General features: G+C 45.1%; 18 protein-coding genes. 4 read left to right on the top strand and 14 right to left on the bottom strand.

Translation table 11 applies throughout. The features are described 5' to 3' along the window. Positions 1-50: 50 nt before the first annotated feature. The 8 genes from AB6E85_RS11675 to xerD all read right to left on the bottom strand — a co-directional run bounded on the left by AB6E85_RS11675 (position 51) and on the right by xerD (position 9504). Positions 51-362, bottom strand: coding sequence for a DUF6482 family protein (locus AB6E85_RS11675; protein WP_004735016.1), 312 nt, complete (start codon positions 360-362; stop codon positions 51-53). Between the two features lie 214 nt (positions 363-576). Beyond that, positions 577-828 (bottom strand): hypothetical protein, encoded by a 252-nt coding sequence (locus AB6E85_RS11670; RefSeq protein WP_004735015.1) that lies wholly within the window; start codon positions 826-828, stop codon positions 577-579. A 568-nt stretch (positions 829-1396) separates the two neighbouring features. Next, the gene (gene vpsR / locus AB6E85_RS11665; protein WP_050053118.1) at positions 1397-2731 is read right to left on the bottom strand and encodes a cyclic-di-GMP-binding transcriptional regulator VpsR; all 1335 of its coding nucleotides are present in this window, start codon (positions 2729-2731) and stop codon (positions 1397-1399) included. A 271-nt stretch (positions 2732-3002) separates the two neighbouring features. Continuing rightward, on the bottom strand, positions 3003-4535 hold the full coding sequence (lysS, locus tag AB6E85_RS11660; protein ID WP_372142740.1) for a lysine--tRNA ligase: 1533 nt from the start codon (positions 4533-4535) through the stop codon (positions 3003-3005). Between the two features lie 98 nt (positions 4536-4633). Further along, a protein-coding gene (gene prfB / locus AB6E85_RS11655) for a peptide chain release factor 2 (RefSeq protein WP_100208942.1) occupies positions 4634-5732 on the bottom strand; the annotation gives its coding sequence in 2 pieces (ribosomal slippage) (positions 4634-5656 and positions 5658-5732; 1098 coding nt in all). Positions 5733-5967: 235 nt separating this feature from the next. Then, positions 5968-7704, bottom strand: coding sequence for a single-stranded-DNA-specific exonuclease RecJ (gene recJ / locus AB6E85_RS11650; RefSeq protein WP_050635059.1), 1737 nt, complete (start codon positions 7702-7704; stop codon positions 5968-5970). A gap of 79 nt (positions 7705-7783) precedes the next feature. Further along, positions 7784-8563, bottom strand: coding sequence for a thioredoxin fold domain-containing protein (locus AB6E85_RS11645; protein WP_061019032.1), 780 nt, complete (start codon positions 8561-8563; stop codon positions 7784-7786). Between the two features lie 26 nt (positions 8564-8589). Continuing rightward, on the bottom strand, positions 8590-9504 hold the full coding sequence (gene xerD / locus AB6E85_RS11640) for a site-specific tyrosine recombinase XerD (RefSeq protein ID WP_372142738.1): 915 nt from the start codon (positions 9502-9504) through the stop codon (positions 8590-8592). A 150-nt stretch (positions 9505-9654) separates the two neighbouring features. Here xerD and fldB point away from each other — a divergent pair, with 150 nt between their 5' ends. After that, entirely contained in the window at positions 9655-10176 is a 522-nt protein-coding gene (gene fldB, locus AB6E85_RS11635) for a flavodoxin FldB (protein ID WP_048606779.1), read from the top strand. A gap of 146 nt (positions 10177-10322) precedes the next feature. Here fldB and brnQ read toward each other — a convergent pair whose 3' ends face one another. After that, complete coding sequence (brnQ, locus tag AB6E85_RS11630; RefSeq protein WP_019820574.1) at positions 10323-11636, bottom strand: branched-chain amino acid transport system II carrier protein; 1314 nt, start codon at positions 11634-11636, stop codon at positions 10323-10325. Between the two features lie 314 nt (positions 11637-11950). Here brnQ and AB6E85_RS11625 point away from each other — a divergent pair, with 314 nt between their 5' ends. Further along, complete coding sequence (locus tag AB6E85_RS11625; protein WP_372142736.1) at positions 11951-12679, top strand: tRNA1(Val) (adenine(37)-N6)-methyltransferase; 729 nt, start codon at positions 11951-11953, stop codon at positions 12677-12679. Positions 12680-12786: 107 nt separating this feature from the next. Next, on the top strand, positions 12787-14052 hold the full coding sequence (gene srmB / locus AB6E85_RS11620) for an ATP-dependent RNA helicase SrmB (protein ID WP_050622314.1): 1266 nt from the start codon (positions 12787-12789) through the stop codon (positions 14050-14052). 115 nt (positions 14053-14167) lie between these two features. Here the strand turns inward: srmB and yaaA are convergent, their stop codons facing one another. Then, positions 14168-14944, bottom strand: a complete 777-nt coding sequence (gene yaaA / locus AB6E85_RS11615) for a peroxide stress protein YaaA (protein WP_048606773.1) — start codon at positions 14942-14944, stop codon at positions 14168-14170. A gap of 208 nt (positions 14945-15152) precedes the next feature. After that, positions 15153-16580, bottom strand: coding sequence for a sodium:alanine symporter family protein (locus tag AB6E85_RS11610; RefSeq protein ID WP_032545312.1), 1428 nt, complete (start codon positions 16578-16580; stop codon positions 15153-15155). A gap of 709 nt (positions 16581-17289) precedes the next feature. On the opposite strand from AB6E85_RS11610, the gene AB6E85_RS11605 reads away from it, so the two are divergent. Continuing rightward, the gene (locus tag AB6E85_RS11605) at positions 17290-17478 is read left to right on the top strand and encodes a DUF3545 family protein (RefSeq protein ID WP_017059319.1); all 189 of its coding nucleotides are present in this window, start codon (positions 17290-17292) and stop codon (positions 17476-17478) included. Positions 17479-17630: 152 nt separating this feature from the next. On the opposite strand, the gene AB6E85_RS11600 is transcribed toward AB6E85_RS11605, so the two are convergent. The 3 genes from AB6E85_RS11600 to nfo form a co-directional block, all read right to left on the bottom strand. Beyond that, positions 17631-18182: a hemerythrin domain-containing protein gene (locus AB6E85_RS11600; protein ID WP_372142735.1), complete on the bottom strand. Its 552-nt coding sequence runs from the start codon at positions 18180-18182 to the stop codon at positions 17631-17633. Positions 18183-18268: 86 nt separating this feature from the next. Continuing rightward, positions 18269-18949 (bottom strand): uracil-DNA glycosylase, encoded by a 681-nt coding sequence (ung, locus tag AB6E85_RS11595; RefSeq protein WP_372142734.1) that lies wholly within the window; start codon positions 18947-18949, stop codon positions 18269-18271. Between the two features lie 397 nt (positions 18950-19346). Continuing rightward, positions 19347-20255 (bottom strand): deoxyribonuclease IV, encoded by a 909-nt coding sequence (gene nfo, locus AB6E85_RS11590; protein ID WP_372142733.1) that lies wholly within the window; start codon positions 20253-20255, stop codon positions 19347-19349. Positions 20256-20325 lie beyond the last annotated feature (70 nt).

The raw sequence follows: 20325 nt of genomic DNA, 5'->3' as shown, positions 1-20325 counted from the left end.
CGTTACAAAACAGTCTGTAATTAGAATCAATCTCGCGCTACAAACGCCTCTTAATGAGGTTTGAGCGCCAGTTCAATGTCACAGTAGCTTTGGCTTGGCTCATTACCAAACTCATCATAGGCGTTGTGTAAACGAAGATACGCCTTTTCAAAGCCGAGCCGGAGTAACTCCTCTTTCACTTGATCCAAGGATCCAAAGTGAAGCGGCTCTCCGTCTTGCTTTACCGGTTCTAGCTTGTGTTTGTACTCCACCGCCAATAGATATTCTGAAATATCAGAACAACCAATAACGTACACTTTGGGTGTTTGATAAGAGTCTTTATGCTCTCCATGTAACCACATGTCTAATTGATGCTTTTGCATAGCCAGCCTCCCTTGCTCTATAAAGCTTAGTAGAACTCTTTTCCTTTACTAGATAACGACTTAAAAAAGCACAGATAACGGCTTAAAAAAGCAAAAAAGAGAAGCAAGCGCTTCTCTTTTTTGGTCAGTTCTAGTTCAAAAGTTTGCCCTTTCGACGCCATAACTATCACTGTGAATTATCTTAGGGGTTGAAAGGTGCTATCAACCCCGCAGATTACGTCGGTATTCGTGCACTTAAGACACGACGAAGGTGACGTACTCGACGTTCAATAGTGACGACTTCTGGTTCAGAAAAACCAATCGGTCGACCGTCAGCTTCAAGACCAATATCTCTTAATAAGTGAGTATTGTTCCATGGCAGATCATATGAACTACGACGAACTTTTCGTTGCCATTCACGCTCTTCACGACGAAGATCGGCACGGATAAGGACTGTTGCTAATTTTAAATATACTGAGTGACGCATAATAACTCTCCAGTTGTTGAATCAACTGAGGAAAAATAGCGTGTTAGATAGTATGAGGGCTTCTCACTTAGCTGCTATTTTTCCGCAGCCAAATAAGGGTACGGATCTATTAGTTAGGTTTATCTTGGGTGTTTCGATCGGCCATGGCTGATGTATGTGACATTTCAGTCACCATGTCAGTACACGGATCAAACGACGCGCAAATATGCTGTATAAAATCGAAATGTTTCATTTGCGCCTCCAAGCTAACTAAAAAATCCAAAAAGAAATGGGGTAGTAAAAGCAGACAAGTCTTTGTTAAATCGTTGCTTTCACGGTTAAAGTCTAACCAAGTGAGTATATTATTCAACCGATAATTGGTTAACATTTTTAAAACAATGCATTCGCCTGAAATATCAGTTGCATATTCATTTACATATAACATATTCACTATGATTATATAAAATCGCAGCATATCTCTCTTAGGGATGAGCTAGAAAACAACGGACTACCCTTCAGAAACAAAAAAACCACGTAGATACGTGGCCTTTAATTTACGGTGACTGAATAAAGTCATGTAGAAAAGAGTCTAAACAACCCCTTCAGAGATTAGGCTGTGTTTATTCAGCAAGCGGTACATCGTCGCTCGTGATACACCGAGCTCCTTAGCTGCCAACGAAACCTGACCACCGTAAGATTCCAAAACAATTAACAACGCATCGCGCTCTGAGCGCTCTCGAATACTCTTCAAGCTTCGGCGTTCATCATTCTGTTTTGGTAAATCCAGTTGGTGATCCTCAATGATCACAGCATCAGACATCAACACAACACGCTTAATCTGATTCATCAGCTCACGCACATTTCCAGGCCAATGGTATCGATTCATCGAACGGATAGCATCGTCTGAGAAGCTCTTCGCTTGAGCATTAAACTCTTTCGAGTACTCACGTAGAAAATGATTCGCCAGTACTGAAATATCGCTCACACGTTCTTTTAAGCTCGGAACATGAATACGTAGAACATTGATATAATGATAAAGCTCTTCATTGAAATCGCCCTCGATCAACGCCTTCTCGATATCAGAGGAGTTCGCGGCCAGAATACGCACATCAACGGATTTCGGTCCATTCGCGGTTTCAATCTTACCTTCTTGCAGAAAGCGCAGCAGATTCAGTTGTTGATTGCGTGGCATCGCTAAAACATCATTAAGCAAGATGGTTCCGCCATCGGCTTCTTCCAACATACAAGGCGCAGTCGCTGGCTGTGCTGATATGCCAAACACCTCGGCTTCTATTCTCATTTCAGACAAGGCACGACAGTTAACCGTTAAAAATGGTTTCTGTGCTCGCGACGAATTTTGATGAATCGAGCGTGCAATCGTCTCTTTACCAGCCCCACTCTCGCCATAAATCAAGATACTGACATCCGTCGGCCCAATACGCTTCACTTGGTCTCTCAAGCGCTTCACGGCCACAGAATCGCCTAGAAGACCCATGTTGTTATTGATGCCGTAGTTTGGCCATACCTTCTGCTCAAGCTTAAGCATACCCAATTGGTGACCAATGGTACTCAGTAACTGAGCGTCTGGGATTGGCGCCGTGAAAAAGTCGATACAGAAGTTAACGATAAACTGGCAGATCGTATCAGAGCTTAATTGAGATTCACGGATAAAGGCGAGCCATCTCACCTGCTTGTTATTGCTCACAAGGTTAGCAATACCGTTGAGGCTGAACTCATCATGACTAAGATCGACAATACCAATACATGGGCCAATATCAGCAATCAAGGCATCGGCTTTTCGTAAATCTGCACACTGGGTACACTGCCAACCCACTTGTTCTAACACTGATAACCAGGGTTCGTACGCACCACCAACGACGATAAGAGAACCTGGTAAGGAATCCATCTTAAATTGAGTTCCCATCCTTCTTCCTTATTCTATTTTTATTTAAATCAGACTAATACGAGTCACCGCTTCATCGTTCGACAAAATGCCGCGAGATCGTATTCAGCGCAGAGACGTATAGTAGTGAGACTATCTTAGATTTTATGTCTCAATAGTAAGACTATGTCAGAAATAACGATTTTTCGAATCAAGAGTGCGGTACAGACTAGGTTTTGAAGCCCAAAAACAGAAAAAGCCACCCGAAGGTGGCTCTTTAATTACATAGGCTGTTACGCCCTAAAAGCGAGAATTACGCTTGTGGACGCATTGCCGGGAACAAGATCACGTCACGGATTGTGTGCGTGTTTGTAAATAGCATTGCTAGACGGTCGATACCGATACCTTGACCCGCTGTTGGCGGTAGGCCGTGCTCAAGCGCAGTGATGTAGTCTGCATCGTAGTACATCGCTTCGTCATCACCCGCGTCTTTCGCGTTAACTTGCGCTTTGAAACGCTCGTCTTGGTCTTGTGCATCGTTAAGCTCAGAGAAACCATTCGCTACTTCACGGCCACCGATGAAGAACTCAAAACGGTCTGTGAAGAATGGGTTGTCATCGCTACGACGTGCTAGAGGAGAGATGTCCGCTGGGTAGCCAGTGATGAACGTTGGTTGAATTAGCTGAGGCTCAGCCGTTTCACCAAAGATCTCTTCTAGAAGCTGACCACATGTCCAGAACGTTTCTACGTCTACGTGTACAGATTTTGCGATAGCAACCATCTTCTCACGATCTTGTAGATCTGCTTCTGTTAGCGCTTGAATCTCAGCGTGCTCAGGGTTGTAGTGTTTGATTGCATCGAACATGCTCATGCGAGCGTAAGTGCCACCGAACTCAACCGTTTCGTCACCGTAAGGCATAGAAGTAGAACCAAGAACGTCCATTGCTGCCGTGCTTAGCAACTCTTCTGTCAGATCCATAAGGTCTTTGTAGTCAGAGTACGCTTGGTAGAATTCCATCATTGTGAATTCTGGGTTGTGACGTGGAGATAGACCTTCGTTACGGAAGTTACGGTTGATCTCGAATACACGGTCAAAACCACCAACCACTAGACGCTTAAGGTAAAGCTCAGGTGCAACACGTAGGTACATGTCGATGTCTAGTGCATTGTGATGAGTGATGAATGGACGTGCAGTTGCGCCACCCGGGATCACATGCATCATTGGCGTTTCAACTTCTAGGTAGCCTTTCGCGCTCATGAAGTTACGGATTGAAGATACAAGCTTAGAACGCACGATGAATGCATTGCGAGAATCTTCGTTCACGATTAGGTCAACGTAACGCTGACGGTAACGCATCTCTTGGTCAGTTAGACCGTGGAACTTCTCTGGTAGAGGGCGAAGTGCTTTAGTCAGCAATTCAAACTCTTCCATGTTCACGTAAAGGTCGCCTTTACCCGATTTGTGAAGCGCACCTTTAACACCGATGATGTCACCGATATCTAGGCCTTGGTACTTCTCTTTCAGTACTTTTTGTACGTCTTTCGCTGCGTATGCTTGGATACGACCAGAAGTTTCTTGAATCGCAAGGAATGGACCACGCTTCGCCATAACACGACCAGCGATCGCAACGATGTGATTAAGCTCTTCTAGCTCTTCCTTAGTCTTCTCACCGAATTCCGCTTGAAGATCGCCAGCTAGATGCTCACGACGGAAGTCATTTGGGTGACCGTTAGCTTTGCAGTTTTGGCGGATGTGATCCAGCTTGCTGCGGCGCTCAGCGATTAGTTTGTTCTCTTCAGGTGAAGAAGCTTCTTGTGCGTTTTCGTTTTGAACAGCATCAGTCATTAGAGATGTACCCTGCTTTTAAAATTTGGACCGCTATATTTTTGCAAATATAGGCATTTTTACCAATATTATTGGTAAAGCTTAATAGTTGATAAAGCTTACAGACCTGATTTCAGGCTAGCTTCAATAAACTTGTCTAAGTCACCGTCAAGAACCGCTTGAGTATTACGGTTTTCGATGCCGGTGCGTAAATCTTTGATACGAGAATCATCCAGTACGTAAGAGCGGATTTGACTGCCCCAACCGATGTCTGATTTCGTTTCTTCGCTCGCTTGTTTTTCAGCATTTTGTTTTTGAATCTCAAGTTCAAAAAGCTTAGCACGTAGCTGCTTCATCGCTTGATCTTTGTTCTTATGCTGCGAACGGTCATTCTGACACTGAACCACAGTGTTAGTCGGAACGTGAGTAATACGTACTGCTGATTCCGTGGTGTTTACGTGCTGACCACCAGCGCCAGAGGCACGGTATACGTCAATACGTAGGTCAGAAGGATTAATGTCGATCGTAATGTTGTCATCAATCTCAGGATAGATAAACGCAGATGCAAATGAAGTATGACGACGACCACTTGAATCAAATGGTGATTTACGAACTAGACGGTGAACACCAGTCTCTGTGCGTAACCAACCATAAGCATACTCACCAGAAATACGTACCGTTGCGCCTTTAAGGCCAGCAACATCGCCATCCGACACTTCGATAACTTCAGTCTTGAAGCCTTTCGAATCTGCCCAACGTAAGTACATACGCAACATCATTGAAGTCCAGTCTTGAGCTTCTGTACCGCCCGAACCTGACTGTAAATCGATGTAGCAATCTGATGCATCGTGATCACCAGAGAACATACGACGGAATTCCAGCTTCTCTAGCTTAGCTTCAAGCTCGGCCAGTTCTGGTTCAATTTCATCGAACGTTTCTTGATCTTCTTCTTCAACCGCAAGCTCTAATAGGCCATCAACATCCTCAACACCTTGGTCAAGTTGGTCGATCGTTTCTACTACCGCTTCCAATGCAGAACGTTCTTTACCTAGCGCTTGAGCACGCTCAGGTTCGTTCCATACATCCGGTTGTTCTAATTCTGCGTTTACTTCTTCTAGACGCTCTTTCTTAGCGTCATAGTCAAAGATACCCCCTCAGGATATTTGTGCGCTCAGACACATCCTGCAGACGGTTTTTTATAGGATTGATTTCAAACATTTTAGCTCATCATTTATGAGTAGAATTTAACCGAAGAATTGTACTCAAAAGTGTGACGGAGATACAGAATTTTTTAGAGTGGTGAACCAAGATTCAACAACTTAATGGGATATAAAATTGACAGGCAGAAAAAACACGTAAAATTTGTAAGGGCAGAAAGGAAAACAAGCCCTGTTTTTGAACAGAGCTTGTTGAATTTAGCGCTATATGATGAGCATTTTTGAGCCCAAAATAACTATTTGGCTTCGATATGGTCAATCATCAGCTGCAACGATTGGTTGCCGCGAAATTCGTTGATATCGAGCTTAAATGCAAGATGAACGGTTTTCACCGAGGCATCTGGCCAGCGACGTAGGTCGACGTTAAAGGCAATACCGTCAATCATCACATTGGTAGGATGACCTTTGTAGAGCGGCTCGAGCATCAGCTTAAGGTGTTTTTCACCCACCAACTTTTGGTGCAGCACTTTAAACTCACCATCGAAGATTGGCTCAGGGAAAGCTTGTCCCCACGGGCCACCTGAACGCAGCGTTTCAGCGGTGTGCATAGAGAACTCTTCTGGTAACAGCTCACCATCAGACAAGATAATGCCCTTCAGTGCTGTTTCTCCAAGTTCATTCTTCACAACATCATTGAACAACTTGCTGAAGCGTTCAAAGTCCTTTTCCATGATGGTTAAGCCAGCCGCCATTGCGTGGCCACCAAACTTAAGAATCAAGCCTGGGTTTTGAGTGTCGATACGGTCTAAAGCATCACGCATGTGCAGACCCGGAATCGAACGACAAGATCCTTTGATACTGCCTTCGCCGCCATCTGCAAACGCAATCACTGGGCGGTGGTATTTGTCTTTAATACGCGAAGCCAAGATACCAATCACACCTTGGTGCCAATCACGTTGGAACAAGGCTAAACCAGAAGGCAGATCGTCTTTACCAAACTCAAGGCGCTCACAAAAAGCCATCGCTTCTTGCTTCATGCCCTCTTCGATCTCTTTACGTGTTTGGTTCAAACCATCTAACTCACTCGCCATTCGACGAGCCGCATGGATATTGTTGCTCATGAGCAGCTCAACACCAAAAGACATGTCGTCCAGTCGGCCGGCTGCATTGATACGAGGGCCAAGAGCAAAGCCAAAGTCAGACGCCACCAAACGCTTAGCGTCTCGCTTAGCAATTTCGATCAAGGCTTGAATACCCGGACGAGCTTTACCCGCACGAATACGTTGCAAACCTTGATGGACCAAGATTCGATTGTTTTCATCGAGTGGAACCACGTCGGCAACCGTACCCAGCGCCACAAGGTCAATCAGTTCCATCAACTTAGGTTCTGTCATGCCGCGTTCTGCAAACCAATTCAGTTTACGCATGTGAACACACAGTGCCATCATCAGATAGAAAGCCACACCTACACCCGCTAAGGCTTTCGAAGGAAAAGCGCAACTCTCAAGGTTTGGGTTAACCATCGCATCGACCATTGGCAGTTCATTGCCCGGCAAGTGATGATCGGTAACCAGAACCTCTAGCCCCTTCTCTTTAGCAAAGCGAACACCTTCAATTGAAGAGACACCGTTGTCAACCGTCATGATCACTTCAGCACCAAGCTCGATTGCCTGTTCGACAACCTCAGGGCTCAAGCCATAGCCATCTTCAAAACGGTTTGGTACCAGATAGTCGACGTTAGAGCTGCCGAGCATACGTAACGCTAAAACAGACAGCGCCGAACTGGTCGCACCATCGGCATCAAAATCACCAACAATGATGATGCGTTTTTGCTGTTGAATCGCTTTGAACAACAGCTCAACCGCAGCATCAATGCCGCCCAGTTTTTGATAAGAGTGCAAGCCTTTCGCTGCTGTCTCTAGTTGGTCGGCACTGTCGATTCCGCGACTCACATAAATGCGCTTTAACAAGTCAGGTAAGTGAGCAGGTAAGACTGAAATGTCGACCTCAGGACGGCGTTGGATCTCTATCATATAAAAATGGGCCCGATATCAATCAGGCCACTCCTTAAATCAAAAACATGGGGGATAAATTGGCAATACAGAAACGAAATTATTGCTCTAAACGTTGAAGAAGTTGTGCTGGCGGTAAGTAACCACTCACCAACTCACCACTTGCTAGCACGATAGCCGGTGTGCCATTGATGCCAAGCTCACGACCCAATTGGTACTGTTTAGCAATGATCTGCTTTTGCTCTGCTAGGTCTTTACCAGACGCTGGCATTTGACGGTTTACTTTAGCGTCATGCATCGCTGTTTTTGGATCATCTGAAGCCCAGATTGCCGCCATTTGATCGGCAACTTGCCCTGTCGCACCTTGGCGTGGGTAAGCCATGTAACGAACGGTGATACCCAGATCGTTGTAGCCTTGCATTTGGCTGTGCAGACGAACACAGTAGCCACACGTAATGTCAGTAAATACCGTCACAACATACTTTTCGTTATCGGCTTTGTATTCGATAACCGTATCCGACATCGCTGCGACTTTTTCAGCATTCAGCGGAGCTTGACGCTCAGCCAAAACGTCACTGAATTTGCCGTTATCATCCAGAGAGTAAAGAGTGCCGGCTAGAAAGTGATCGCCCTCTGGAGAAGAAAAGATAATGCCGCTGTTGGTTTGAACTTCTAACAGACCATCTATATCCGAAGGGACAATCTTATCAACCTTAATACCGATTTTTTCAAAACGCTTAGTTAACGCAGCTGTATCAATAGCTTGAGCTGGACCAGCTTCTACGGCTGTTGATGTTGTTTCTACTTTCGCTTCTGATGCATTACATGCAGTAATCATAAGAGGAAGCGCTAGTAGAGGAAGACGGCGTAATACGCTCATTAAGTTCACCTTAAAAATAAATGGATTTAAGCACGTGGGTGATGCTGCGCGTGAATTTGCTTCAGCCTTTCAGTCGCCACGTGAGTATAAATTTGGGTTGTCGATAAGTCACTATGCCCAAGTAACATCTGTACGACCCTGAGATCTGCGCCATAGTTCAGTAAATGCGTCGCAAAAGCGTGTCTCAATACGTGGGGTGACAACAATTCTGTGTCGATTCCAGCGACGACCGAGTAGTGCTTGATACGATACCAGAACGTCTGACGGGTCATTTGCTTGGCGCGTTTACTCGGAAAAACCACATCAGAACTGTTTTCGCCAAGTAGATGTGGACGACCTTGTTCAATAAAAGTCTCTATCCAATCCACCGCATTTTCGCCCATTGGGACCAAGCGCTCTTTGCCACCCTTACCAATAACACGCACCACACCTTGTCTTAGGCTGATGTTTTCCATCGTCAAGCTAACCAGCTCTGTCACACGCAAACCGGTTGCATAGAGTAACTCAAGCATCGCCTTATCGCGAAGCTCAATCGGATCGTTCGGATCTGGCGCATCAAGCAAAGCATCAACCTGCTCTTCGCTCAAATCTTTCGGCAAGCGTTGCGGCAGCTTAGGGCTGATCAACAAGGCACTTGGATCATCGCCTCTGATTTTTTCGCGGTGTAAGTATTGGAACAAGCGACGAATCGCCGACAACATACGGGCACGAGAAGTCTGCTTAAAATCGGCGTCGGCTAACCAGCCTTGATAATCCTGTAAACCTGAAAGGCTAATGAAGTCGAGGCGGTAATTGTTATTTTCCATCCACGCTAATAACTTGGACAAATCGGTACGGTACGAGACAAGCGTATTCTCCGATAATCCTCGCTCCATCCACATAGCATCTAAAAACTGCTCAACGAGACCGTGGTCTGCGCTCTGCCCTTGAGGCGACTGCATAGTGTTACTCACAATATTGGAAACTGTTTTGAGAGTATGCCAGAGCAAATATGAATGCCATAAAAATTACGACTTGAGCGGATAATCGCTGCAATCGAAGTCGATTTATGGTTAGAATTCGCCATCTGAAATTAAAATCGAACGTTTGCTATGAAAATTGGATTATTTTACGGCTCAACCACCTGCTACACAGAAATGGCAGCAGAGAAAATTCGCGGCATTATTGGTGAAGACCTAGTTGATATCCATAACGTGAAAGAAACCCCTCTTTCATTGATGGCGGACTACGACCTTTTATTGCTGGGCATCTCGACTTGGGACTTCGGTGAAATCCAAGAAGATTGGAATGAACTGTGGGAAGACATCGCAACCACGCCAATGAAAGGCAAGGTTGTGGCTCTGTTTGGTTTAGGTGACCAAGAAGGCTACGGCGAATGGTTCCTAGATGCGATGGGTCTATTGCATGATGAACTGAAAACCGCGGGTGCAGAGTTTGTTGGCTTCTGGCCAAACGATGACAGCTACGAGTTCGAAGCGTCTAAAGCGTTAACGGAAGACAAATCTCAATTCGTTGGTTTGGCGCTTGATGAAGATTCACAATACGAGCTTAGCGACGACCGTATCGCAAGTTGGGTTGAGCAGGTACTGGTTGAGTACAGCGAAAAGCTATAACCAAACAGAAGTGCTCCCGGCTAAGTAGCTAACCAAGTAACTAGCTGGATATAAAAAGACCACAGAATACAAAAAGGCCTCATTACTGCGAAGTAATGAGGCCTTTTCTATTTCATCTCGAAGGACAATCTAATCTCAACGGAAGATTAAACAGTCTCTTCAGCCATCTCTTGTTCTGTTGATTTACCAACAAAGAACATACAGATGATTGCAGCCGTTGTTGGAAGCAACCAACCCATACCGATCTCAAACAGTGGCAGCATCTTAAGTGCAGACACGTCTACACCCGCTACTTTAGCGCCATCAATAAGAGCAAACAGCAGTGACACTAATACCACTACGCGGTAAGCCGCTTTTGGATTAGGGAAACGGCTACGCAAGAATGTCAGAGCAACCAACGCGATAGCGACTGGGTACAGTGCAAACAGTACTGGAACAGACAGAGAAATCAGTTGAGAAAGGCCAACGTTTGCAACGGTTGCACAAGCTACACCGTTGATGATTACCCAAGTCTTGTAAGACAGAGGCGTTAGCGAGCTGAAGTAATCAGAACACGCTGACACAAGGCCAATCGCCGTTGTTAGACACGCTAATAGTACGATCACAGAAAGCACTAGCTGACCAGAAGGACCAAACAACGATTGAACGTATAGGCTTAAGATAGCGCCGCCATTGTCTGCACCAGCTGCGACTGTTGCACTTGTTGCGCCTAGGAAGAATAGAGAGATGTAAACAAACGCTAGACCCGCTGCGGCAATACAACCCGCGCTAATTAGGTACTTAGTCGTCGCTGCACGGTCAGTAATGCCCTTGCTACGAATCGCATCAACAATCAGCATACCAAACATCAAAGAAGCAAAAGTATCCATGGTGTTGTAGCCTTCAAGGAAACCTTTGGTCAGTGGTTGAGTGATGTACTCACCGTGAGCCGCAAGAATATCGCCTTGAGGGTTAACGAATACAGCAATCGCCAGTACAACCAAACCAACGAACAGTGCAGGTGTTAGTACCTTACCAATGACGTCAATAAGCTTACCTTGCGACCATGAGAAGAACATCGCTACGACAAAAAATGCAATTGAAAAGAGAGTTAGGTGAGCTTGAGAGGCATCGATGAAGAACGGTTTCACCGCCATCTCATAGGCAACAAGGCCAGTACGCGGTGCAGCAAATGCAGGACCGATAATGATAAAGATCAGTACAGCCATGATGGTTGCTGCTTTCTTAGGAAGATCTTTAGTTAAGTGACCCCAAGAGCCGCCAGCCACTGCAACCGCGACGATAGTGATTAACGGCAGACCAACGGCAGTCAGCAGAAAACCAGACATCGCTGGAAGGAAGTGATCACCGGCTAATTGGCCAGCTAGAGGTGGGAAGATGATGTTACCCGCACCCAAGAAAAACGCAAAAAGCATAAAGCCCAATGCCATTATATCTGTTAGTTTTAGACTCTGTTTCACAGATAATCCTTAATTATATTTATGAATTTATGTTGTGCTTACATGAATGTTACAGCTCAAAGCTGCCAATCAATCTATAAAATAGTCGCGCATAATGACGAAACAACTGGCTAGCTGCAAGCCACCACACAAAAACACCATATAAATTTGCATATGAGAACAAAAAGCAGTGGATTCCACTATATATAGAAAAATAGCCACAATTATAAACTAACCATAATTCACAACAATAGTTTCTCAAGCAGAACATTGATCCATACAAGCGGTTAACATTAGAGCTAATCACTTAAAATATCTCGATACTCAGAACATTAATGAAAGACAAAACCGTGCAAACTAAAAGCTTCAATTTTAAGCAATTCTCAATTTACGGCGGGAAAAGCGGTATGCCAGTCAGTACCGATGGCGTATTACTTGGCGCGTGGGTAAGCCTGCCACAAAGATCATGTGTACTCGATATTGGAACAGGAACAGGTCTGCTGGCCTTGATGGCTGCGCAGCGTTTTGAAGATGCTTCAATCTCTGCGATAGATATTGATCAACACGCCATTGATGCTGCCACAGTCAATATTGAGCAATCGCCTTGGCCAGATCGTATCTCCCTTGATCACGGCAGCGTGTTAACAGCCGACTTTCCACAAAGGTTTGATGCGATCATCTGTAACCCGCCCTACTTCAACTCTGGAGAACAGGCGCAGCAAAGCCAAAGAGCCACCGCCAGACACACCGACAGCTTGGATCACTTAGCGCTTACCCAGCGTTGTTTCGAGATAACAACCGACGCCGCGACGGCCAGCTTCATCCTACCGACGCCAGAGGGGGAAGGTTTTATCAAGCTTGCCGAGCAATGTGGTTGGTATCTAGCAAAACGCCTTGATGTGAAAACAACAGATAAAAAGCCAGCTAGCCGAATTTTATTCGAGTTATCTAAAGATCCTGCTTGCGAGCAAGATTTGCAGCGCGAATCGCTTACAATTCACCACCAAGGTGGTTATAGCGAAGCATTTATTGCGCTCACTAAAGATTTTTATCTCAAGATGTAGCAAATACCATGTGATCCTAATCACTAATGCTTCTATAATGTCCGACTACTCTTTTTTATCGTCTGCTTTTTGAGGCAGAAACATTTATTGCTTGTGGAGAAACAACAGTGATCAGAACCTTTGCAGAACTCGATCTAAACCAAGAGCTGCTAAAAGCAATTGACGAAATGGGCTACGAACGTCCAACACAGATACAAGCTGAAGCAATCCCACAAGCGTTAGATGGAAGAGACGTTTTGGCTTCTGCGCCAACAGGTACTGGTAAAACAGCATCATTTGTATTGCCAGCACTGCAATACCTACTGGATTTCCCACGTAAGAAATCTGGCCCTGCACGTATGCTTATCCTGACGCCAACGCGTGAGCTAGCAATGCAGATCACCGAACAAGCACGTGAGCTTGCTAAATACACCAGCCTAAACATCTTCACGATCACGGGCGGTGTGATGTACCAAGAGCACGCAGATATCTTAAGTACGACTCAAGATATCGTAGTAGCAACACCTGGCCGTTTGATGGAATACATCGAAGGCGAGCGTTTTGACTGTCGTGCAATTGAATGGCTGGTTCTAGATGAAGCCGACCGCATGCTAGACATGGGTTTTGGTCCTGTTGTTGACCGTCTGTCTGCAGAGTGTCGCTGGCGTAAACAAACTTTACTGTTCTCAGCAACGCTAGAAGGTAAAGGTATTGAAGGTTTCACTGAAGATCTACTGAAAAACCCAGCGGAGATCGATGCGAAATCATCACTTCGTGAGCGTAAGAAGATCACTCAGTGGTACCACCGTGCAGATACAGCAGAGCACAAGCTGAACATCCTAAAGCACGTTATCACAGAGCAAGCTGAGCGCAGCATCGTGTTCTTGAAGACGCGTGATCGTCTAGGAGATCTACGAGCTCAACTTGAAAGCGCGCAAATCCCATGTGCATGGATCCAAGGTGAAATGCCTCAAGATCGTCGTAACAACGCGATTGCTCGTTTCCGTGACGGTTCTGTAAACGTACTGCTAGCGACTGATGTTGCTGCTCGTGGTATCGACCTTCCAGACGTAAGCCACGTAATCAACTACGACATGCCACGTACGGCTGACGTATACCTACACCGCATTGGCCGTACGGCTCGTGCTGGCAAAAAAGGTAACGCGGTTTCTATCATTGAAGCGCACGATCAACTGATGATTGAGCGTGTGGCTCGTTACACTGAAGAACCAATCAAAGAACGCTTCATCGAAGGCATGCGCCCTACGCATAAGAAAGCGGCCGTGACTAAGAAGAAGAAGCCGAAGAAAGAAGATAAGAAAGCGGTAGAGAAACAAAAAATCGCCAAGAAGAAAAAAATCGCCAAGAAAAAGAAAGCAGCAAAGAAGAAGTAATCTACCAGCTTTAACGATTCAATAAAAAAGCCCCATGCAGTTCGCTGCATGGGGCTTTTCTCTATCTGGTCTGTTATCAGGCTAAAACCGAGAGCTCCTCGTTAGCCAAGGACTACTAGTTTTGCTCTTCGCGCTTAAAGACAAGCTCTTTCGCGTTCGACTCTTCTTCAACGAAGTAGTAGCCCGCCGTATCAAACTGGGTCAGCGCCTCAACCGAGTCGATCTTGTTCTCGATGATGTAGCGAGCCATCATGCCACGCGCTTTCTTCGCGTAGAAACTGATCACCTTGTACTGACCGTTCTTGCAGTCTTTGAAGACAGGGGTAATCACTTGGCCATCCAAGTTCTTCGGCTTCACGGCTTTAAAGTATTCGTTTGATGCTAGGTTAATCAACACATTGTCGCCTTGAGCATTCAGCGCTTCATTCAGCTTGTCTGTGATGATGTTGCCCCAGAACTGGTACAAGTTAGTACCACGAGCATTGGCTAAGCGTGTACCCATCTCTAGGCGGTATGGCTGCATCAAATCTAACGGCTTAAGCAAGCCATATAACCCAGAAAGCATGCGCAGGTGGTTTTGTGCGTAATCAAAATCTTCATCCGATAGCGTTTCAGCGTCTAGGCCAGTGTATACATCGCCCTTAAAGGCTAGGATTGCTTGGCGTGCGTTGTCTTGGGTAAAGGTCTCGCTCCACTGCTCAAAGCGCGCTACGTTCAACCCTGCGATTTTATCGCTGACTTTCATCAGTGCAGAAATATCTACTGGCGTCAGCTTGCGGCACTCTTCAATCAGCTCAGCGGAGTGTTCAACAAACTCAGGCTGACTAAAGCGTTCCGTCGCTAATGGTGATTCGTAATCAAGTGTTTTGGCTGGAGAAACGACAACTAACATAACTTTACCCTAATCGGTTATCTAACTGGATGCTGCTAGAGTATAGAAAAAACATCAACTTGTCTTTATGACTCTTCCTATTACTTCGATAGGGAGAATGAGCTTCGATAGACAGAATGAGACAAATGACAGGCAAAGAAAAAGGCTAAGGTCGAAACCTTAGCCTTTCTAATCACTTTAGGATGAGCCGTTTATCGCTCCAACAAGATTACTTCTTGTTGTTGTCCCAAATACCGTCTTCCAGCTGAGACTTAAGCTCTGGGAAGTCATTCGAATCGAATGTTGGTACTTTACCCGCGTCTAGTTGGCGGTTGTAGTCTTTCGCTAGCTTAATCACGATGCCTGATAGCAGGATAATCGCCACCAAGTTAACAATCGCCATTAGGCCCATCGATACGTCAGCCAGTGCCCATACCGTTGGCAATGTCGCTAGAGAACCGAACATAACCATACCCAGAACAACGATACGGAACAGCACTAGGCCTTTCTTGTTGTTGTGCTCAAGGAAGATAAGGTTCGTTTCAGCGTACGAGTAGTTTGCAATGATTGAAGTGAAAGCGAAGAAGAAAATCGCTACCGCTACAAAGATGCCGCCCCATTCGCCCACTTGTGCTGTTAGTGCACGTTGCGTTAGTTCGATACCCGTTACTTCACCGTGTGGTACATACTCACCAGACATCAGGATGATTGCTACTGTTGCTGAACAGATAACAATGGTATCCATGAACACGCCTAGCATTTGCACGTAACCTTGTGATGCTGGGTGCGGTGGGTAAGGCGTAGCAGAAGCTGCTGCGTTTGGCGCAGAACCCATACCCGCTTCGTTCGAGAACAAACCACGTTTGATACCGTTAATCATCGCTTGTGCGATTGCGTAACCTAGACCACCCGCTGCTGCTTCTTGCAGACCGAATGCACTCTTGAAGATAAGAGCCAGTACTTCAGGCACTTTCTCGATGTTCGCGAACATCACGTACATAGCGATCGCTAGGTAAGCCAATGCCATGATTGGAACGATGATTTCTGCTGTACGTGCAATCTTACGGATACCACCGAAGATAACGAATGCAGAGATGATTACGATACCAACACCAACGTAGCTACGCTCAAGGTCGAATGCTGTGTTCATTGCGCTTGCAATCGCGTTCGCTTGAACCGCGTTAAATACAAGACCAAATGCAATGATTAGGAAGATAGAGAATAGAACCCCCATCCAACGCATGCCTAGGCCTTTCTCCATGTAGTATGCAGGGCCGCCGCGGTAGTTACCGTCGTTATCACGCGTTTTGTATAGCTGTGCCAGTGTGCTTTCTGCAAACGATGTTGCCATACCTAGCATTGCGATTAGCCACATCCAGAAGATAGCACCAGGGCCACCAGCGGTTAGTGCTACTGCAACACCTGCCATGTTACCCGTACCAACACGAGCAGCGAGACTAGTACAAAGAGCTTGGAAAGAAGAGATACCAGCACTGTCTGCTTTACGGCTGTTTCTAAGAACAGAGAACATGTGGCCGAAATGGCGGAATTGAATGAAGCCTAGTCGTACAGTGAAGTAGATACCCACACCAACCAGTAAGTAAACTAAGATAGATCCCCAAAGGAGATCGTTCATCAAATTGATTAAGTCTGTCACGTGAACCTCGTAATTGAGTTTAAGCACCGATCATGCTTCCTAGCCTTCCTCTTAATCGCCTATGCCTCTGTCAATGTTGTGTCGGCACTCTTGTTATATTCTTGCGGCGATTGAGACTGTAAATGTCGCTTCATGCATCCATTTTACGTATCAGTGTATTTTTTGACGGGCGGATAATGCAGCGAGACGGCCTAAAAATCAATATGCAAATGCACTTATATTAAAATGACATTTCACTAATAACACACCTTTTGTTAACACAACTTTCAACAATGCAGCCCAATAAAAGTCACATTATCGGGACATAATATCAACAACAGCCACGGCACAACCCTAACAAGAACATCATCCTATAAAAATGACGTCAGCCTAGGTTTTACAAGGTATAGTGAAGATCTTCGTTTTTTTCTAGGCCAATGAGATCGCTATACCGCACGGCACCATGTGCACTTCAATGCATTGTAGTCAAAACGCTATTCCATTCGCACAATGAATTAACATTCAATAACCCCCAATTTAATCGTTTACTTAGGTTTGTTTGCCTGTTTTTTGTACATAAAAATTCTCATAATGTGTGAGCATGCATAAGAAAATAGAACAAAAGCTTCATGGATTTGAAACAAATGAGAAACAAATCAAAGTTATTGTGAACCTAAATATGATATTTATTGGTTCGTAAGAACTAGTCCCACGGAAGGAGATATGGCTTATGGATAGCTTTCAATTCGATGAAGTATCAGAACTAGAAATGCCTCGTGTAACTCAAAAATCACGCTCGAAACCACTCAAGCGTAAGTGGCGTGAAATCGAAGCCATCAACGATCGTAGGCAGCTTGAGAAAGAGCTGAGAGAGATGAACCTAGGTCTTGATTTTAGCCTTGACGATATAAAGCTTTAATCAGCACGATAAGAAATCAGATAGCAAAAGGCACCTATATAGGTGCCTTTTTTATTTTTTGAGGTAGTTAATCCGCTCAAAGCGCCATTTGGAAACCAACCCTCTAATATAGAGGACACCTAAAAATAGGTGCGTTTCAACATTAAAACAGGCTAAACGCACTCTTGTTCATTTTGTCGAACCCGAGCCGCGAGTTGGCGATATTGATCGGCGATGGTCTCTCCAAAGACAGGGTCATCTTCCGGTTGAAGCCATTGAGACTCCACTTCTTGCCAATCTTTGATCGTGAACGCCTCAACAATCATGGGTAACACATGCTTTTCTTCATATTCCATGTGTTTTCGCTGAGCCTTAACAAACGCTTCAAGTTGCTCAATAAAAACTTGTTGAGGAACCACCGCATCTTGGAGAATCATATCAAGCAAACCTAAAAAGTCTGCCGTTTTCTCAGAAAGTAATTGATGCTCTAGTTCCAAGTCTTCAATCGCTTGCTCGCTGCCATATTGCTTAAGATAGTAGCGATAAATGACGTCTTCTTTAGGGTGATGCACTTTGTCTGAATGGTTCATCAAGTAATGAACCACCTCTGCGATCAGGCTATAGTTTATTTCTCGCTCCTGTTTCAGAAACTCTAACTTACTGTTGAGTATCGCGAGTAAACGAGCCATATAGCCATGCTCTCGTCTTATCCTTTCAATCATCATAGTATTGCACTCCATTACACCTACTATTTATAAGTGTATACGAATATGCTGATTTATGATTTGACCCTGCTCAGAAAACCACCAACCTACACTTCTGTTGGTAAACGCCAGTCAATAGGTTGTTGATCCATAGAAGAAAGCAGCTTGTTAGTTGTAGAGAAGTGCTGACAACCGAAGAATCCACGGCGTGCCGATAATGGCGATGGGTGAGGTGCAACCAACACATGATGCTTGCCTTCATCAATCGCTTGGCCTTTCTTCTGGGCGTGTGCGCCCCACAACAAAAAGATGATCGGTTCAGAGCGCTGATTGAGCTCAGCAATAATGGCATCGGTAAAGGTTTCCCAGCCACACTTAGCATGTGAGTGTGCTTTTGCCTCTTCTACGGTAAGGACTGTGTTCAACATCAACACCCCTTGCGATGCCCAAGAATCGAGATAACCGTGACTAGGAATCTCAAAGCCCTCTATATCTTGTGCAAGCTCTTTGTACATATTGCGTAGAGAAGGTGGGATTTTCACACCAGGAAGCACTGAGAATGCTAAGCCGTGAGCTTGGTTAGCACCGTGATAAGGATCTTGCCCTAAGATAACCACTCGCACGGACTCGAAAGGCGTCATATCAAAGGCACTGAACACCTGCTCTTGTGGCGGGTAGACGGTTTTGCCACTATCACGTTGCTGTTCAACAAACGCGAGGACACTCTGAAAGTACTCTTTATCACGTTCATCATTAATAATGGATTCCCAAGTCTTTGGTACGCTCATCGTTTTACTTCCCAATCATCAAGGTTTCTAGCGGCTTTCGCCAGACAAAAAAATAGCTGTATCGGCTAACTGTCCTAAATAAGGCTCTAGTTATACCTCATACAGCTATCAATAAACATGATGTGTAGGGTTCACTTGTTGATGAATCATAATAATCAGTTCAAGTTGTGTTTATCTCGATTAACCACTTTTCTGCTGTGTACGATGGTGGCCGTGGTTATGCACGTGACGGTTTGGTGTAGGTAAACGGCGTGCGACTGCAATAGTTGAAGTTTGGGTGATTGAATACATAAAGGCACCTCCTCTAAGACATCGTGAACTACATATTCACTTTAATACTATGAAAGAAAGGTGCCAATTTTTAGAAATAGACGGAAATAAATTTTCCCCTCTATTATTACGCTTCTTCGTTCGCTAGCGTTGCTGAGCGATGAAACATTCTAAGTTGTTGAATTTCCTCTTTCCAGATGGTCGAATCAATGGTTTCCAAGATAAGAGGGATACCATTAAAGCGAGAATCAGAGGCAATATACTCAAAACAATCCCAGCCAATTTCGCCTTTTCCTAAAGAATGGTGTCGATCGACTCGGCTCGCGAACTCAGCTTTTGAATCATTGATGTGCATTGCTCTTAGATAGTGCATACCCACGATGCGGTCGAACTCAGCAAAAGTATACTCACACGCCTCTTTTGTACGTAAGTCATAGCCAGCAGTAAACGTATGGCAGGTGTCTAAGCACACACCAACACGTGACTTATCTTCTACCTGATCGATAATCTCTGCTAGATGTTCAAACTTCCAACCAAGGTTAGTGCCCTGCCCAGACGTATTCTCGATCACTGCGATTACGTCAGGTACCGCTTGATGAGCTAGGTTGATCGATTCAGCGATCTTCGCCAAACATTCGCTTTCTGAGATTTTCTTCAAATGACTGCCAGGGTGAAAATTCAAAAGCGTTAATCCAAGTTGATTACAACGCTCCATTTCATCAATAAAAGCCGCGCGTGATTTCTCTAGCTTCTCTTCTTCTGGTGCTCCTAGGTTAATCAGGTAGGAGTCATGAGGAAGAATGTGCTCAGCACCGAAGCCCAACATTTTGCAATTGGCTTTAAAGGCACTAATGGTTTTCGCTTCTAGCGGTTTTGCCGCCCACTGTCTCTGGTTCTTGGTAAACAGTGCAAACGCATTGGCGCCAATTTCACGTGCACGCATAGGCGCCTGATCAACACCACCAGCAGCCGACACATGAGCGCCAATAAACTTAATATTTGTTTCCGGTTTTGAGGATGAATTATTGTTTGTCATTAAATCACTTTACACTTTCAGAATGCTTAATAAATAAAGGGTCGTATCGGTTGTAGTTCAATAAAAACAC

Origin of the sequence: Vibrio sp. 10N.247.311.51 (assembly GCF_041467855.1) — a bacterium.
GTDB lineage: Bacteria > Pseudomonadota > Gammaproteobacteria > Enterobacterales > Vibrionaceae > Vibrio > Vibrio coralliirubri.
The sequence above is the reverse complement of the archived record's forward strand: the minus strand, read 5'-3'. Positions and strand labels throughout refer to the sequence as shown.

Coding starts and splice junctions, on each gene's coding strand:
- AB6E85_RS11675 (WP_004735016.1), bottom strand. CDS start 362: ATGCAAAAGCATCAATTAGACATGTGGTTACATGGAGAGCATAAAGAC.
- AB6E85_RS11670 (WP_004735015.1), bottom strand. CDS start 828: ATGCGTCACTCAGTATATTTAAAATTAGCAACAGTCCTTATCCGTGCC.
- vpsR (WP_050053118.1), bottom strand. CDS start 2,731: ATGGGAACTCAATTTAAGATGGATTCCTTACCAGGTTCTCTTATCGTC.
- lysS (WP_372142740.1), bottom strand. CDS start 4,535: ATGACTGATGCTGTTCAAAACGAAAACGCACAAGAAGCTTCTTCACCT.
- recJ (WP_050635059.1), bottom strand. CDS start 7,704: ATGATAGAGATCCAACGCCGTCCTGAGGTCGACATTTCAGTCTTACCT.
- AB6E85_RS11645 (WP_061019032.1), bottom strand. CDS start 8,563: ATGAGCGTATTACGCCGTCTTCCTCTACTAGCGCTTCCTCTTATGATT.
- xerD (WP_372142738.1), bottom strand. CDS start 9,504: ATGCAGTCGCCTCAAGGGCAGAGCGCAGACCACGGTCTCGTTGAGCAG.
- fldB (WP_048606779.1), top strand. CDS start 9,655: ATGAAAATTGGATTATTTTACGGCTCAACCACCTGCTACACAGAAATG.
- AB6E85_RS11625 (WP_372142736.1), top strand. CDS start 11,951: ATGAAAGACAAAACCGTGCAAACTAAAAGCTTCAATTTTAAGCAATTC.
- yaaA (WP_048606773.1), bottom strand. CDS start 14,944: ATGTTAGTTGTCGTTTCTCCAGCCAAAACACTTGATTACGAATCACCA.
- AB6E85_RS11605 (WP_017059319.1), top strand. CDS start 17,290: ATGGATAGCTTTCAATTCGATGAAGTATCAGAACTAGAAATGCCTCGT.
- AB6E85_RS11600 (WP_372142735.1), bottom strand. CDS start 18,182: ATGATGATTGAAAGGATAAGACGAGAGCATGGCTATATGGCTCGTTTA.
- ung (WP_372142734.1), bottom strand. CDS start 18,949: ATGAGCGTACCAAAGACTTGGGAATCCATTATTAATGATGAACGTGAT.
- nfo (WP_372142733.1), bottom strand. CDS start 20,255: ATGACAAACAATAATTCATCCTCAAAACCGGAAACAAATATTAAGTTT.